The sequence below is a fragment of the Acidiplasma aeolicum genome (genome assembly GCF_001402945.1).
In the GTDB taxonomy this organism is placed as follows: Archaea; Thermoplasmatota; Thermoplasmata; order Thermoplasmatales; family Thermoplasmataceae; genus Acidiplasma; species Acidiplasma aeolicum.
The window spans coordinates 1-15,599 of sequence record NZ_LKBG01000123.1 but is presented as its reverse complement, the minus strand read 5'-3'; the positions used below and the strand labels follow the sequence as shown (position 1 = coordinate 15,599).

14 protein-coding genes are annotated in these 15,599 nt (G+C 34.1%); 5 read left to right on the top strand and 9 right to left on the bottom strand.

Annotation, left to right across the window (positions count from 1 at the left end; genetic code table 11):
• A partial coding sequence (locus AOG54_RS03515) for a DUF929 family protein (protein WP_055032425.1) occupies positions 1 to 773 on the bottom strand: 773 nt, incomplete at its 3' end.
• Positions 774 to 935: 162 nt separating this feature from the next.
• Between AOG54_RS03515 and AOG54_RS03510 the strand changes: the two genes are divergently transcribed.
• Positions 936 to 2,225 carry an MmgE/PrpD family protein gene (locus AOG54_RS03510; protein WP_054964561.1) on the top strand — a complete coding sequence of 430 codons (1,290 nt, stop codon included), beginning with the start codon at positions 936 to 938 and terminating at the stop codon, positions 2,223 to 2,225.
• Complete coding sequence (gene prpB / locus AOG54_RS03505; protein ID WP_054964560.1) at positions 2,218 to 3,069, top strand: methylisocitrate lyase; 852 nt, start codon at positions 2,218 to 2,220, stop codon at positions 3,067 to 3,069. The genes AOG54_RS03510 and prpB overlap by 8 nt, the downstream gene beginning before the upstream one ends.
• A gap of 7 nt (positions 3,070 to 3,076) precedes the next feature.
• Here the strand turns inward: prpB and AOG54_RS03500 are convergent, their stop codons facing one another.
• Positions 3,077 to 4,213, bottom strand: coding sequence for a cytochrome P450 (locus AOG54_RS03500; RefSeq protein WP_048101493.1), 1,137 nt, complete (start codon positions 4,211 to 4,213; stop codon positions 3,077 to 3,079).
• A gap of 124 nt (positions 4,214 to 4,337) precedes the next feature.
• Here AOG54_RS03500 and AOG54_RS03495 point away from each other — a divergent pair, with 124 nt between their 5' ends.
• Positions 4,338 to 5,582, top strand: a complete 1,245-nt coding sequence (locus AOG54_RS03495; protein WP_054963936.1) for an alkaline phosphatase family protein — start codon at positions 4,338 to 4,340, stop codon at positions 5,580 to 5,582.
• Here AOG54_RS03495 and AOG54_RS03490 read toward each other — a convergent pair.
• From AOG54_RS03490 to AOG54_RS03460, 7 genes are all read right to left on the bottom strand, one after another.
• Positions 5,579 to 7,942: a M1 family metallopeptidase gene (locus AOG54_RS03490; RefSeq protein WP_048101491.1), complete on the bottom strand. Its 2,364-nt coding sequence runs from the start codon at positions 7,940 to 7,942 to the stop codon at positions 5,579 to 5,581. The genes AOG54_RS03495 and AOG54_RS03490 overlap by 4 nt on opposite strands.
• 276 nt (positions 7,943 to 8,218) lie before the next feature.
• A complete protein-coding gene (locus AOG54_RS03485) occupies positions 8,219 to 9,352 on the bottom strand; it encodes an LUD domain-containing protein (RefSeq protein ID WP_055032424.1) in 1,134 nt (377 codons plus the stop codon).
• A 10-nt stretch (positions 9,353 to 9,362) separates the two neighbouring features.
• A complete protein-coding gene (locus AOG54_RS03480; RefSeq protein WP_052656743.1) occupies positions 9,363 to 10,256 on the bottom strand; it encodes a (Fe-S)-binding protein in 894 nt (297 codons plus the stop codon).
• Between the two features lie 258 nt (positions 10,257 to 10,514).
• A complete protein-coding gene (locus AOG54_RS03475; protein ID WP_162200853.1) occupies positions 10,515 to 11,129 on the bottom strand; it encodes an SDR family NAD(P)-dependent oxidoreductase in 615 nt (204 codons plus the stop codon).
• Positions 11,130 to 11,157: 28 nt separating this feature from the next.
• On the bottom strand, positions 11,158 to 12,108 hold the full coding sequence (locus AOG54_RS03470; protein WP_048101489.1) for a pyridoxal phosphate-dependent aminotransferase: 951 nt from the start codon (positions 12,106 to 12,108) through the stop codon (positions 11,158 to 11,160).
• Positions 12,109 to 12,177: 69 nt separating this feature from the next.
• A complete protein-coding gene (locus AOG54_RS03465) occupies positions 12,178 to 13,008 on the bottom strand; it encodes a RimK family alpha-L-glutamate ligase (RefSeq protein ID WP_048101488.1) in 831 nt (276 codons plus the stop codon).
• Positions 13,009 to 13,126: 118 nt separating this feature from the next.
• Entirely contained in the window at positions 13,127 to 13,573 is a 447-nt protein-coding gene (locus AOG54_RS03460) for a CoxG family protein (RefSeq protein ID WP_048101487.1), read from the bottom strand.
• Between the two features lie 156 nt (positions 13,574 to 13,729).
• Between AOG54_RS03460 and AOG54_RS03455 the strand changes: the two genes are divergently transcribed.
• Together AOG54_RS03455 and AOG54_RS03450 are read left to right on the top strand one after the other, a co-directional pair.
• Entirely contained in the window at positions 13,730 to 14,467 is a 738-nt protein-coding gene (locus tag AOG54_RS03455; protein WP_048101486.1) for an electron transfer flavoprotein subunit beta/FixA family protein, read from the top strand.
• The gene (locus tag AOG54_RS03450) at positions 14,464 to 15,345 is read left to right on the top strand and encodes an electron transfer flavoprotein subunit alpha/FixB family protein (RefSeq protein ID WP_048101485.1); all 882 of its coding nucleotides are present in this window, start codon (positions 14,464 to 14,466) and stop codon (positions 15,343 to 15,345) included. The genes AOG54_RS03455 and AOG54_RS03450 overlap by 4 nt, the downstream gene beginning before the upstream one ends.
• Positions 15,346 to 15,599: the final 254 nt, after the last annotated feature.

Genomic DNA, 15,599 nt, shown 5'->3' with positions numbered 1-15,599 from the left:
CCAGAACTTTTTATTGCATTGATGCCGTTCAGGTTAGACATAACATGGGCAGGACTGTCCGGTGCCCAGGCGTTTTCATTTCCTGTTCCAATATTATTCTCAGGATTATATAAAAGTCCCTGATATATATACGCCCCCCTGGGGCCGGTTATTATCATTGTCGTTTCTATATGCCCATCATATGTAATATTGCCCCTGTATTTATAGAACTCGGATGCCACGCGTGCAGGAAATGTTTTATTTATTATACTAAATCCATATGCAATCTTTGAACCGCTTATTGTTTTATTATTTACGGTACCTGTTAGCGTCTGATTATATAAATACAATGGATAAAATGTTATTACCTTAGATTTATAATTAAATGTTATGTTATCTTTAAATATTAACCCGGGATTATCAGCAAATATGTCAGTCGATGAAGAGGTATGCAATTGAACATCTTTATATATATTTTCAGTGGAATTCATTGCATAGTATAATGACCATGAGTCAGCTGCACCTATTGGGCAGCCGTACCATGAAACATAATAAACCGCGTATTTATTGCCATTTATAAGGTCATACTCAGATATCTTGTAGTATTTATTTGATTCTATACCTGATGGTGGAATAAAGAATGGATTGGTAACGGCAAGCACAACTATAATTACAAGTACAACTGATAATATTGACCCAAGAATAAAATTTTTATTTTTAAATATACCTGCTTTTTTAATTTTTTTCTGTTCCCCCCGATTTTTATTCCCAACATTTTTTTTATTTTTTGCCATTTATATTGTACTAATTAAATTTTGGTATTAAATATTACTGAATCCAAAAAACTGAATTTATTTACAAAGATAATCGTTCTTAGAATTGGTTTTACAAAAGGAAAAGAATAAATTAAAATTATCCAATGAAAAACAATATATTGTTAAACACTATCTTGATTTATGAACATTGAAGAGGAACTGGCAGATTTTATATCCAATACAAAATATAATGACCTAGCGGCGGACGTTAAACATGAGGTGAAAAGAAGGTTCATAGACAGCCTTGGTGTTGCATACTCATCCATGGATTCACAGCCCGCGTTAAAGTTCAAAAAACTTTCGGGGCTTTATCCTGGAAATGCCAAAATGATTGGGCTTAATACTGCATCACCTGATTATTCAGCCTTTTACAACTCGCTTATAATAAGATACATGGATTTTAATGATACGTATTTATCACTGGAGCCACTGCATCCAAGTGATATATTCGGTCCGCTCATATCCTTAGGGTCAATGTTCCATAAAACCGGAAAGGATCTTATTACGGCGGCAGCCGTTGGTTATGAAATAGGCGCCCGGTTCTGTGATTCGGCAACTTTAAGAAAAAAGGGGTATGACCATGTAAATTATACAGAAATTGCAATGGCCGCTGCACTTTCAAACATGATGAATTTTGATGTGGACCAGACAATAAATACCATTTCCATTTCACTGGTGCCACATATAGCATTAAGGCAGACAAGGGTTGGTGAGTTATCAATGTGGAAGGCCGGTGCCGCTGCAAACTCTGCCAGAAACTCAATATTTGCCGCACTTGCAACACTTTATGGCTTTACATCACCAAGGGAACCAATTTCTGGAAAGATGGGTTTTAAAAATATTATAGTTCCTGATCTTGCTGAGGACGCATTAAGGAAAAAATCTTCTGATGCAATAATGCGCACATATATAAAGAAATATCCAGTTGAGTACCATGCACAGGCTGCTGTTGAGGCCGCATTAAAGCTTGCAAATGAAATAGATGTTAACAGAATAGATTCTGTTGAAATAGAAACATATGAGGCGGCTGTAACAATACTTGCAGACCCTGAAAAATGGAGTCCGGAGAATAAGGAAACTGCAGATCACAGCCTTCCATTTATCGTGGCATCGACACTTTTAAATAAGGATTTCTGGACAAATAATTACAGCGACATCAGGAATGAAAATGCCAAGTCATTAATGAAGAAAATAAAGGTAACCGAGATTCCAGAGTATACCAAAATGTATCCGGAAAGCCTTCCTGTTAAAATAAAAATAAAATGCGGGGATAAAAAATATGAAAGTGAGGTTATAATTCCAAGGGGCCATTATAAGAATCCAATGGATGACCGCGAGGTGGAAACAAAGTTTATTAGATTAACCGGTATGGTTTCAGCCGTAAGGGACCTGTGGAATATGGAGGATAAGGAGGTGGAAAATCTTGTCTAATCTTCTTGATGAAAAATTTACAGTTGTGCCCGGGGTTTTTAACCCATTTGCGGCACTTCTGGCAAAGAGAAATGGATTTAAGGCTGTTTATCTTTCAGGCGGTGCCCTGACATCATCATACGGCCTTCCAGACCTTGGAATGATTACTATAACAGAGCTTGCTGATATGGTAAGAAAAATCCATGAGGTAACAGATATACCTGTAATAGTTGACGCTGACACCGGCTTCGGGGAAACATTAAACGTTTACAGAACCGTTAGACTGCTGGAGGACGCCGGCGCTGCAGCCATACAGATCGAGGATCAGGTTTCACCAAAAAGGTGTGGCCATCTTGATGGAAAGGAGGTAATAAGCCGCGAAAATATGATAGAAAAAATAAGATCGGCAAATATGGCAAGAAAAAAATCCCTAATAATTGCCAGAACAGACTCACGTGCAGTAAAAGGACTGGATGAGGCAGTTGAACGTGCAAGAATATACATTGACGAGGGCGCTGATATAATATTCCCTGAGGCACTTACATCTGTGGATGAATTTAAGTATGTTGCGGATAAGGTTGATGCACCACTTCTGGCCAACATGACCGAGTTTGGAAAAACACCATTAATAGACGCCGGAACATTTGAGAGACTAGGCTACCGTTTTGTTATATTCCCTGTTACCACATTCCGTGCTGCAGCCAGGGCAATGGATGAAACATTAAAGGCATTAAAAAGTGATGGAACCCAGAAAAATATTATGAATAACCTGATGACACGTGCGGAGCAGTATGATGTAATAAATTATAAATTCTATGAGGATTTTGATAAAAATATAGCAGAAAGGGATAAAAAAATGCTATAATATATTTTTATAAATTAATTATTAATTTTTTAAAACCGTACATAATATCGCTGTCTATTCTATCATCACCGGACGGTTTTTCAACGGTAAAATCTTTTATAAATTTGGAAAATTCCTTCAGAACAACCACTGCCTCAAGGCGTGCCAGTGGGGCACCTATACAGAAGTGTATACCGTGTCCGAATGCCATGTGCCTTTTATTATTCCTTTTTGGATCAAACAAATCCGGTTCCTTATATATGTCCTCGTCCCTGTTTGCCGATCCAAGATATAAAAATACAATATCATTTTTAAGCACCTCAGTACCCGATATCTCTGTATCCTCCCTTGCATACCTCCTTGTTGATTGAACAGGTGATCTGTATCTTAGCGTTTCCTCTATGACTGCCGGGATAAGTGATGCATCATTCTGCATTTCATAAAAATATTTTTTGTTCTCAGAAATCGTTAATATGGTATTTGTTATTAGATTTGTTGTGGTTTCATTACCGGCCACAAGAAGTAAAATTGCAAAGCTAACTATCTCCTGATCAGTTAATTTTCTTCCATCAATCTCAACCGTGCATAGATCCTTTAAAAGTCCTTTTAATTTATCAGGCTTCCTTATTAAGCCATAAAAATAATCTGCAATCTCATACTGTGTTTTTATGTCCGGTCCACGGCCAAGGGAGGATGCAAGTCGGTCTGACCAGATCTTAAACAGTGGCATGTCATTATCCGGTATGCCCAGTATCTCTGAAATAACCATGACAGGCAGTGGGTATGAAAGTTTTGCAACTATATCCACATTTTTTTCCGTAAGCATGTTAATAATGAGGTCATCAGCAATTTGTCTTATTCTATTTTCGTAATTATCTATTGTTTTTGGCACAAAGGCATAATTAATGAGGTTCCTTAACTCTGTATGTTTTGGAGGGTCAAGTATGAGTATGCTTGGTGCAATTTTTTCATTAAGAATGCCGGAAAGGTTTTCATCAAGGAGATCTCTGAACTGTGATGAAAAGACACGGTGGTTTGACAGTACATTTAATATATCATTATATTTAAACACATGTACTGAATTACCATATCTGAATACAGGATGATTCTGTCTCATAAACTCATACCATTTAAATGGTTCGTCCCTGTATGTTGGCATATTCATAATAACCATATTCAAATTTTAGTATATCTCTTTATCCAAATTCCATTTATAACATGGATAAATCATATCAGCCCAGGTTTAACAAAATATACCTATTTTTTATAGTTTTAATACATATTCAACCATGATTATTGATAATATTATTGAGAATTATAAAAAAGATGAAAACTTTGTTTATCCTTGTTACAATGGATATAATTTTGCAAATATAAATGCATCAATATTAAATTTATTCGGCATCAGCCATGGAAGGGGCCTTGACAGAAATTTATATTTTAATCTTGATAATGATGTACCAACGGTATTCATTTATATTGATGGCCTTGGTTACGGTCACTGGATTGATTATCTATCACAGTACCGGCCATTTAAAATTATTAATGATGCCGGGCTTGTCTCTCCAATCACCGCAGTTTTCCCATCCACAACGGCCGCTGCAAGCAATACAATAAATACAGGTAAATATCCATCTGAACATGGCCTCTTTGAATGGAGGCTTTACATTGATGAATTTTCAATGGTATTAAAAAGCCTCCCGTTTATTCCTGTTTATAAAAAAGATAATGAGCGTTTTAAAAATTCAAATTTCAGTCCTGAAATACTCTTTAACGGTGAAACGTTTTATGAAATCCTCAGAAAAAGTGGAATAAAATCCTACATAATATCAAATAGCAATTTAATGAAGAGTGATTACAGCAGAATAATGTATTCAGGTTCAAAGGAAAGAAAGCGTTTTGATTTTTTATGTGAGGGATTTATTATCTTAAAAAAGTTGCTTATGAAACTGCATGGCCCCTCATATGTATTCTTTTATATAGAAAATTTTGATAAGATGCAGCACAGATACGGGCCTGGCAGTTTGGAGCATTTATATTCTATAAAAAATATATCATATCTTTTTAATGACTTTTTAAATGAACTTGCCGGCCAAAAAATAAATGTAATTATATCATCGGATCATGGATTTATGCCTGTGAAGAATAAGATATATGTTAGGTGCATAGATGAATATATTACTGTAAGGGATGGGAAAAAAATACCGGAAACATGGAGCCCCAGGGATATGTCCATTTATTCTGAGGATGATAAAATTATGGATGTTTTGTCCGAACAGCTCATGGGAAGGGCCATGATAATAAAAAAGGGTGATCTTATAAGAAGACAACTGCTTGGGCCGGCTGATATCACAAAAAAATACTGTTCACGCATTGGTGATTTTATAGTTTTGCCATATTATGGAAACACTGTATGGTATAAATACTGTGAAAATGACATTATTAAGGATAACGGTATGCATGGTGGTCTAAGCCCTGAGGAAATGATAATACCGCTTGCATCCATAAATTTAAAAGATATTAAAAATTATTAATTTGATGCCTTTATGGCATTTTCAAATATTTCGAGGAATTCAAGTCCCTTGTTGATTCCACCCTCTATTTCATCTCTTCTAATTTTTTCTGCATCCTTTTTAATCTTTTCTGGATCTGCAAGCCCACCATATGATATCATGGTCTGAACACATCTGTTTATTCTAAGGTTGCTTACCCTGATGTTAAATAATAGGTCTACAATGGTTTCTAAATTATTTACTATAAATTCCCTCGACTCCGGATATGTTGCCATTGATGTAAAGAATGAATCTGCATCCTGTTTTTTTACCCTGCCTGATTTAATGAAATCAATTATCTGGTCATGATCCTCATTTTCAGATAATATGCCGCAGGCCATTATTGCCTTGGTTTTGTCCTCATCACTTTTTGAATTCTCTATTATGTCCCTGAAATATGAGAAATCTGAGCCTGTTACAGCCCTTGATATCAAATAAGCCTGCCTTTCATCAGGATTGACAAGCTCAAAACTGCTGTATTTCTTTACAAGCTTTGAGGCAAAATCAGAGTTGATGTATGCCAGCCTTGAGTACAGGTTTGAAAGCACTGTTTTATAATTAAAATCATCCGATTTATTTTTTTCAATATATTCAATTTTATCCTTAATATAGAAATTAACTATATCCTTAAAGTATATATTCTGCGATATTATAAATAAATTATAAAGTTCCTTTGATATTTCCTCAATAATAACGGGCTCATTAATCTTGTAAAAAGTTTCCATCCTGCGCATAAATTCTGTTAATTCCATCCTTCCTGCAAGGAATAAGGCATACATGTCATTTATAATTCCCCACTTCTCGAATACGCTTATCTTGTCAAGGTTTTTTATTATGTTATTAAAAAGTTCATTATCATAATATACGCGGTAGAATCCAAAGTGCATTTTATTTAAGGAAATAATATCGCCATCAAGTTTAAGGTCTTTCCCCTCCATTAAAATCTTCTGCTCGCCGCTAAATCTGTTTATAAATAAAGGTATCTTCCATTCTTCATGTTCATTGCCGTGCAAATTGAATTTTTCCTGTGTTAGCAAAAGGCCATTATCTGTTTTTTTGGCCATTAAAAGCGGGTAACCCTTCTTGGAAATCCATTCATTCATTATTTCCGATATTCCCTTTTTTGAAACCTCCTCTATTGAATTCCAAAGATCTGAACCCTCTGCATTTGAATATGAGAATTTTTTTAGATAATTTCTTAACCCGGTCATGAACACATCATTTCCGGTGTATGCCTCTATCATTCTGAGCACATTTGATCCCTTTCCGTATCTTATTTCATATGATAATTTTGACACGCCCATGGGATCGCTTACCTCAGCGTTTATTGGATGTGAGTTAATTATTGAGTCCATTGTGTATGCGCCATCTGTCTGATCCAGAAGAAAATCACCAAAGAAATTCCATGAGGGCTCAACAGCATCAACTGTTTTAAATGCGAAGAATGTGGCAAAGCTTTCATTTAGCCACAGATCATTCCACCATTTCATTGTTACCAGATCACCAAACCACTGGTGCACAAGTTCATGTGTTATTACCTCTGCACTCCTTCTGTAACTTTTAGAGGATGATGAGGCATCCATGTTTAACAGTATTTCCCTGAATGTTATTGCACCCCAGTTTTCCATGGCACCTGCTGCAAATTCTGGAACAGCAATTAAATGCAGTTTTGGCAGCATGTATTCTATATTGGTATAATTTTCAAGGTATTCAACAGATTTTTTTGCAATATCCAGAGGATATGATGATTTTGAAAGCCTGCCATCCATGGCGGCATAATAAAACCTCTTGTTGCGGTACATCGTGGACATCTCATCAAAATGCCCAATACCTATGTAAAGAAGATATGTTGACATAACCGGGGTTCTCTCAAACGTTACTATTTTCTTGTTTGCCTCTATTTTTTCATGCTTTATGGGCATGTTTGATATGGCCTGCAAATCCTTATCTATTTTCACCTCAAGGTCAAAGGTTGCCTTGTACAACGGATTGTCAAAGCATGGAAATGCCCTCCTGGCATCTGATTCTTCAAACTGCGTTGATAATATATATTTATTGGCATCACCTGCTACATAAAATCCCTTTAAACCTGGATCATTATATGTGTAAAATTCTATGGAAAGATCAATAACATCACTGGAATCATTATCCACAACCAGCTGTGTGTTTGAAACTGAAAATACGGCATCCATTCCATTAATTTTAACACCTTTTATATCTATTTCATTAATGTCAAGCTCAAGTTTTTTATCCGGTTTTTCTATTTTTATATTCTCGGTTCCTGAATATTTTTTGCCTGCAAAATCTATATCCAGATGTATGTCATAATTTAAAATTTTCATAAATCCATATAAAATATTGTTTTATAAATTTGTTCATGTTTTTATCATAAATTTAATATTTTATACAACATTTTTTTATACCTGAAGGTATGGTTAATGCAGGTGACATTTGGTATGTAATAAATATGCCATATGATGCAATTAATGGACTGAAAACAATTGTGCATACAATCTAATATAAAGGAAGGAGATAAGCACGGGAAAATAAAGAAAATCCTAGTTGTTAAAATATTGGCTATTTATTAAAATACTTATAATCAGGACAAGGTTAATTTTTTATCCTGTATATCTAAATTTAATTTTTTCTATAATTTTTGGTATTGGTATTTTCATTGGGCATACCTCACCACAGCCGCCGGAATGCATGCACATTTCAGATTTGTCGTATTCCTTAAATATTATGGCAGACCACATTATGCCCGTTGGGCCGGTATAAGGGCTTGTACCAAAATCTTTTCCATAAAGCCTGTAGGCAGGGCATGAAAAATAGCATCTGCCACATCTTATGCAAAGCAGTGATTCCATTAAATCAGATTTTATAGCATCACTTCTTCCATTATCGACCAGTATTAAATGGAATTCCCTGGGGCCTGTGGCCGGCGTCACTTTCTTGAGTTCTATATCACCTGTGGAGCTTGGGCCTGATGATACATTTATGTATGTTGGTGGATAAAACCCGGCATTTGCGGCCTGAACTATAGCCTCATTAAATGCATCCTTGAGCGTTGGAACTATTTTATCAATGCCTGTTATTGCAATATGTATTCCAGGCAGAACAGTGTCCATTCTTATATTGCCCTCGTTTTCAACAAGAATAACAGAACCAGAATCTGCTGATACCGCATTTGCGCCTGTTATGCCAACATCGGCTGCAAGATATTTTTTCATTAAAAATTCCCTTACACTATGTACCATATCCTCTGTTTTTGAATTCTCATCTATTGATTTATCCAGATTTTCATTTAAAATTTTACCAACCTTCTCCTTCGTTAGGTGTATTGCCGGGGCAATAAGATGAGATGGCATGTCATTATTTATCTGAACAAGGTACTCACCAAGATCTGTTTCCCATATGTCCCTGCCCTCGGATGCCAGAGTTTCCCTTAATTTTATTTCGTAAAGAACGTTTGATTTTGATAACACTATATTTTTCTTATCACCTATTATTTTTCTTACAATATCAATTGCATCATTTGAATCCCTTGCAAGATGAAAACCTCCGCCGGAGCGTAAAACACTTTCTTCTGTCTGCTTTATATATTTATCAATATTGTTTAGGACATCAAGCTTTTTCTCTCTTAAATCCGCAGCCAGATCATTAATATATGGGTTCTCCCTTAATATTTTTTCAACCTTTGGAGCATTATTAACTATTGCCTTGTTAATTGCCACATTCCATTCATAATCCATTTTCAACACCCTATGAAACTACCTCTGCCAGGTCCTTTATATTATCAATATATGGTGAAAGGTTTTCAAAGCACAGGGGGCACATCACCATAACATTATTATTAACCTTAAGCAAACTTTCAGACCTCATCTTTGAAATTTCCTCACTGTCTGATTCTGAAATAAGGGATAGCGGGCCACCACAGCAGAATCCCATTTCCCTGCTTGTTACGAGGTAATCCTCATGAATATTTATACCAGCATTTTTTATCTTTGCCCTAATAGGGTCATACATGTTTAACGCCCTTGAATAAAGGCAGGAATCATGTATTACATAATCACCGGAACCCTTGAAATTTATAATTTCTAAATAATTTACAACATCTATATCAAAGTTTATTATTTCCTTTAGCCTGTTTAATGCATTTGTTGTATGCGGGTCAACGGTTATAAGTTTTTCTATGCCCCGATCATGAAAAAAATCCCTTAATTTTTCTCCGTATTTCTGGAATTCATAAAGGAATCCAGACTCAAGTAAAATAGCACCGGAATATGGTTCATCCTCATATAAATACCCGAAATCAATTCCGTTTTTTTTCAGCATAGACGATATATTATTTAAAATGCTGAACGACCTCTGCAGTTCAGAATCAGATGGCCTGATGATAAACTTTGATAAACTGATTAATTTTTTCGGCATGTTAACCCTGTATATCTTTGGAAAGAGTTTCTCGTATCTCTTTAGTATTCCGGATATCTGGTACATGTAAGATGTATAAAGCACTGTTTTTTTATTTCTTTCCAGGGATTCAGTCCATGAGGAATAAAGTTTTTTATCCATTGGAAAGGGGATATAAGACTCCATTAGGTTTTCAAAAACCATACTTTTCATTTTTATAATCCTTTCCCTAACATTTGCATCCATGTATAATAAAACAGGAAATAATATAATATATTTTCTATGCTAATATCTGTTCACGGAAGCATGAATAATGAAGAATAATTACAGATTAAATTATAAAATCTGGTTTAATTTAATATATTTATGCCCAGAAAAATACCTGTAATTCTTAAGGCTTAATTAATATGAATTAAGTTAAACACCCTGATAATCAGATGTAAGACTTTATAATTTACGGCAATTAAATTTTATAAAATTTTTATATTATAACATAAAACAATGTTACAGATCTAAAATCTTTCTGTTAATTCCGTCCACTATGGTGCTAAATATTATTGCATTGGTTATATCTGAACTCTGCAATTTTTTTTCTGAAATTTTATCAGGAAGTTTTTCTATATACTCCGGGTCTATATTACTGGATGAAACTGTAAAAATTCTGGCATCTGTTTTATATTTTAATGTAAATGTATCAAAAACACTCTTAACCATTGAATATTCAAAGGAGTCGTCTTTATTATATACAGCATTTATAATTAATGTTGCACCGAAATTTCTTGCATTTTTTATAAAGTTTATGTAGTAATCCAAAGATTGAAGAACATTCATGAAATCTTCATTTCCCTTATTAATATTTTCAAAATATATATTATTAATAATTATGTCTACCCTGCCTGCAATTTGCTTAACCTTATCATAAAGGTTTTTTTCATCTCTTGAAAATATATTTATTATGCCCTCCATTTTTTCTATTTTTTCCTTTAATTTCACCGCCTTTTCCTTATCTGTATATATAAGGACAATCCTTGTACCGTTCTTTGAAAATGTTTCTGAAATATCCTGTCCTGCCCCGCTCTCACCGTCAACTATTAATAATACCTTATCCACCGGATTCATATAATCACTCACCAGTAATATTATAGATTTATAATTTATTTTCCATGAATTCATCCATGGCATTTATTGCAATATCATTTTCCTCCTTTGTGCCTATGGTAATCCTTGATCTATCCTTAACAAGTGGCAGCTTTCTTATGTGTATCCCCTTTTTTTCCATAAAGTCATACAAATCATGCCTTAAATAAAGGAAATTTGCCCTGCTTTCATATGCAATATCCTTTACATGCCTGTACACCCTTTCACGTTCATCAATTATATATTTTATCTTTTCGCGTACGTATGAGTAATTGTCAATCATTATCTCAGCCATTTTTGCTGATAAAATGTTTAAATAAAACGGTGCCTGAAGTGATTTAAGTACAGATGCTGTTTTTTCACTGGCTATTCCGTAACCAACCCTTAGGCCGGCCATGCTAAAGGCCTTTGAAAATGTTCTCAGTATTATAAGATTATCATAATCATTTATCATTGGTGTGTAATCCTCCTCCGAGAATTCAAAATATGCATTGTCCAGTATTGTTGGTATATTTAGATCAAGCACCTCCTGTATATCATTTTTTGATATTAAATTGCCTGTGGGGTTATTTGGAGAGCATATAACTATGAGCCCTGTGTTCCCTGCCTTTTTAATGGCATCAACGTCTATTGAAAAATCATCACGCAGTGGGATATCTGTTATTCCCCTCCCATAATTTTTTGCATAAAATGAATACATTTCAAATGTTGGTGAGTTAATTAGAACGTTTCCTCTTGATGAGGATATTATTAAATTAAGGAGCTCATCGCTGCCATTTCCTGCAATTATATTTTCCTGATTAAAACCGAGAAAATCGCCTATTTTTTCAAGCAGTGTGGGTAATCCCTTTTCTGGGTACCTGTTAAATGGTGTTTTTTTAATATATTCCATTAACTCATACTTTAAGTTTTCTGGTATATCAAATGCATTCTCATTTTTATCAAGGAATATCTCTTTCATAACACTTTATGTTTTTTTGATTATTAAATTTATATTATGCCATTAATTTATTAATATAATATTTTTATCCTAACTAGTGGATTTAAGAAAATTAACAACATCATTTATTATCTTATCACCATAAACCCTTGAGGCACCTTTAAACTCCACCCTGCCATTGATTTCATGTATTTTTATGCCATCTGGAGATTCCATTGCATCTATTCCAATCACACCCGCATCAAATATTTCAGATGCCTTAATTATAATCTCCCTATCATAATCGCTCAGGGCCGCCTTTTCCACCTTGCCACCACGGTAAAGATTAGTTTTCCAGCCATCGTTGGAATACCTGTACACTGCTGCTGAAATATCATGATTTATTAGAATCGCCCTTATATCCCTTGGTGGTCTTTCCACATACCTCTGGATGTAATAAACACCTGATTCATTAACCATATCATTCATTGAAAAAATTGTTTCTGCCATATTATCATTTTTTATTAATGATACCATCCTGCCCCAGCTTCCTGATGCTGGCTTAAACACAACTGGATAGCCATAGGAATTGCAAACCCCAATGGCAGCATCCTTTGAAAAGCTAACAGTGGATTCAGGAGTTGGTATATTATTTTTATAAAGATACGCGGATGTAATTATCTTATTCCCTGTGATATTAAAAATATTAAAGGAATTTATTGTTCTGATACCCTGATTTTCCAGTATTGCAGAGTAATATAAGGACCTTCTATGGCTCACACATCTTATAAATGCAACATCACCTATTTTGCTATTTTTGCCAGTAATATTTAAGGGCTCATCCTTTGCATTTATAATATTGTATTCTATATTTTCCTCCTGCAGCTTTTTAATAATCTGTTTTTCCTCCCAGTTAATGTAATCGTAAATGATTGAAATCATAGGAAAAAATATTGTTTCTTTATTAATAATTTATTAAATTAATTATCATATTAAATAAAAAAAATGTGTTTTTAACCTTATTAATATTAAAATTAATATTATAATATATATTATGATATTAATTATATACAAGCCTGGATTCTATGCAGTGAATTGTCTGCTGTATATTCTTTAATGATATATCCTCAACTTTTTGAATGCCAATAAGCCTCATAAGTATTCCAAAATCAAATTTGCTTTTCCATGTAATGCTTGTTTTGTCATTGTATTTTTCATACGTGATATCTATATTAAAAACTATTTTAGAACCCTCTATTTTACCCTTTCCGTTTATATTTACCCTATTCTCATTTTTGTTATATTTAAAAGACATTTTACCTGATACAGTGCTCAGGTTTCCTATTCCCTCATCTGAAATATCGAACTTAACCCTGCATTGTATTATCTCACCTCTTTTAAGGTCATATATTCCCGGCAGGCAGGGTATAACATTATTTATATCTGAAAAATAATTATTTACATCATCTAATGGATAATCAACAATGAATGTACCGCTATATTCCAAGCGCACCACCAGCCTGTAAAATTAACATAAATATCACTTAAACCACATTTTTTTATATTTTATAAAGTCTTTTGTTTATATGTAACCTTATATTTATGTATAATAATATTCATTCTTTTTGGAAAAATTAAATATTAATTAAAACATCACATAATTATGAATATTGCAGTCCTGATTAAACAGACCATAGATATGGACCAGCTGAAGACAAATGAAAATGGAGAGCCGATTCTTGATAATCTCCCCTTGAAACTTGACATCCTAAGCAAGAATGCCATAGAGGCCGCAGTCCAGTTAAAGGAAAAATATGGTGGGGAAATAACCGGCATATCCTTTGGCACCGATAAAACAACATCTGCAATAAAGGAGGCATATGCCATGGGTGTTGACACCGGTGTTATATTAAAGGGTTACAAAAAATCTAACCCGCATGTAACAGCAAATGTAATTTATGAATATATTAAGGACAAAAATTTTGATATCATTATCCTAGGCAACCAGTCATCAGATTCATATTCTGGTATTCTTGCACCGGTACTATCTGAAAAAATGAAAATACCACTTCTTAGCAATGCCATAGGCATAGAAATAGCGGATAAAAATGTAAAAGCCACCTTGGAGCTTGAGGAATATAATGTGATTCAGACCCAGGCCATGCCGGTTGTAATATCTGTTGCACAGGAAATTAATAATCCAAGACTGCCGAATGTTATGCAGATCATGAAGGCCGGGAAAAAGGAGATAAAAATCATTGACGCAAATCCAAATTACAGTGATTCACCTAATGTAATATCCAATACCGCACCAAAAAGTGAAAGAAAAAGGATAATATTTGAAAATACTGATGATGGTGTTGCTGAAATATCCAGGCTTTTAAGGGGTGCATCAAGATGAGGGGATTACTTTTCTCTGATATACCAAAAAATGCAGGGGAGATGGCATCATATTTTTCAAAAAAAATGGACATAGATATCATATCGATTCATGATGAATCTGTATTAAAGTACGGTGCATCAAAGGTTTATTTTTATGACTCCGGTTTTTCTGACAACCTTTCAGATGCCATAATAAAGCTTAATGATAAAAATAAATATGATTTTATTTTTATATCCTCCACGGTGCTTGGAAGGGAAATAGCCGGAATACTTTCTGCCAGAACTGGAATGAAATGCCTTACCGAAATCTTTTATTTTGATAATAATGATAAAATCATTACAAAAAGATTATTTTATGGTGGCAAGACGGTAATGGAGGAAAGTTCAGATTTTCATTTATTTACAGTTGCACCAGGCATATCATCTGCAGATACACTTGAAAAGATATCGGAATCTGAAAATCTTCAATTACAAAAGAGCATTTATGAAATAAAATCAAGACTTGATAAAAACTCTGGTGGCGAGGATATAAGCGATGCAAAAATTATAGTATCCATTGGAAGGGGTGTTGGCAGCAAGGAAAACATACAAAAAATTGAACCGCTTGTAGATATCCTTCATGCAAAACTTGCAGGTTCCAGGCCCGTTTGCCTTGACTATAAATGGCTCAGTGAGGATCAGCAGGTTGGTCTATCCGGTAAAAAGGTGCGGCCAGATTTTTACATAGCGCTTGGCATTTCAGGTCAGATACAGCACATAGCAGGAATACGTGGCGCTAAAACGGTAATTGCAATAAATAAGGATAAAACTGCACCAATTTTTGATGAGTGTGATTATGGAATAGTTGATGACCTGTTTTCTGTTGTTGACAAGCTTGTTAATGAGCTTAAAAAATAACATTTTTTTATAAATATATTCATATTAATAAAAATTTATTAATAGTATTTATACAAATCTCATTTTTATTGTTACCATAATTAGTAATTTTTTACTGCATATGCCGTATATGGGTATAAGAAATTTGTAAAAAGATTTAAATACAGTTTTATTTTACTTTTAATTATGAATGATACACTACCCATGAATGAAAGATATAGCGCGCATTTATCGAGGTATTTTGAGACCTATAAAAAATCCCTTGAGAATCCGGA

Excerpts from the sequence above, each read along its gene's own strand:
- AOG54_RS03470 (WP_048101489.1), bottom strand. The coding sequence starts at position 12,108 with ATGAAAGAGATATTCCTTGATAAAAATGAGAATGCATTTGATATACCA.
- AOG54_RS03485 (WP_055032424.1), bottom strand. The coding sequence starts at position 9,352 with ATGGATTATGAATGGAATGTGGCAATTAACAAGGCAATAGTTAATAAT.
- AOG54_RS03450 (WP_048101485.1), top strand. The coding sequence starts at position 14,464 with ATGAGGGGATTACTTTTCTCTGATATACCAAAAAATGCAGGGGAGATG.
- AOG54_RS03495 (WP_054963936.1), top strand. The coding sequence starts at position 4,338 with ATGATTATTGATAATATTATTGAGAATTATAAAAAAGATGAAAACTTT.
- AOG54_RS03465 (WP_048101488.1), bottom strand. The coding sequence starts at position 13,008 with ATGATTTCAATCATTTACGATTACATTAACTGGGAGGAAAAACAGATT.
- AOG54_RS03500 (WP_048101493.1), bottom strand. The coding sequence starts at position 4,213 with ATGAATATGCCAACATACAGGGACGAACCATTTAAATGGTATGAGTTT.
- AOG54_RS03490 (WP_048101491.1), bottom strand. The coding sequence starts at position 7,942 with ATGAAAATTTTAAATTATGACATACATCTGGATATAGATTTTGCAGGC.
- AOG54_RS03475 (WP_162200853.1), bottom strand. The coding sequence starts at position 11,129 with ATGAATCCGGTGGATAAGGTATTATTAATAGTTGACGGTGAGAGCGGG.
- AOG54_RS03510 (WP_054964561.1), top strand. The coding sequence starts at position 936 with ATGAACATTGAAGAGGAACTGGCAGATTTTATATCCAATACAAAATAT.
- AOG54_RS03480 (WP_052656743.1), bottom strand. The coding sequence starts at position 10,256 with ATGGATGCAAATGTTAGGGAAAGGATTATAAAAATGAAAAGTATGGTT.
- AOG54_RS03455 (WP_048101486.1), top strand. The coding sequence starts at position 13,730 with ATGAATATTGCAGTCCTGATTAAACAGACCATAGATATGGACCAGCTG.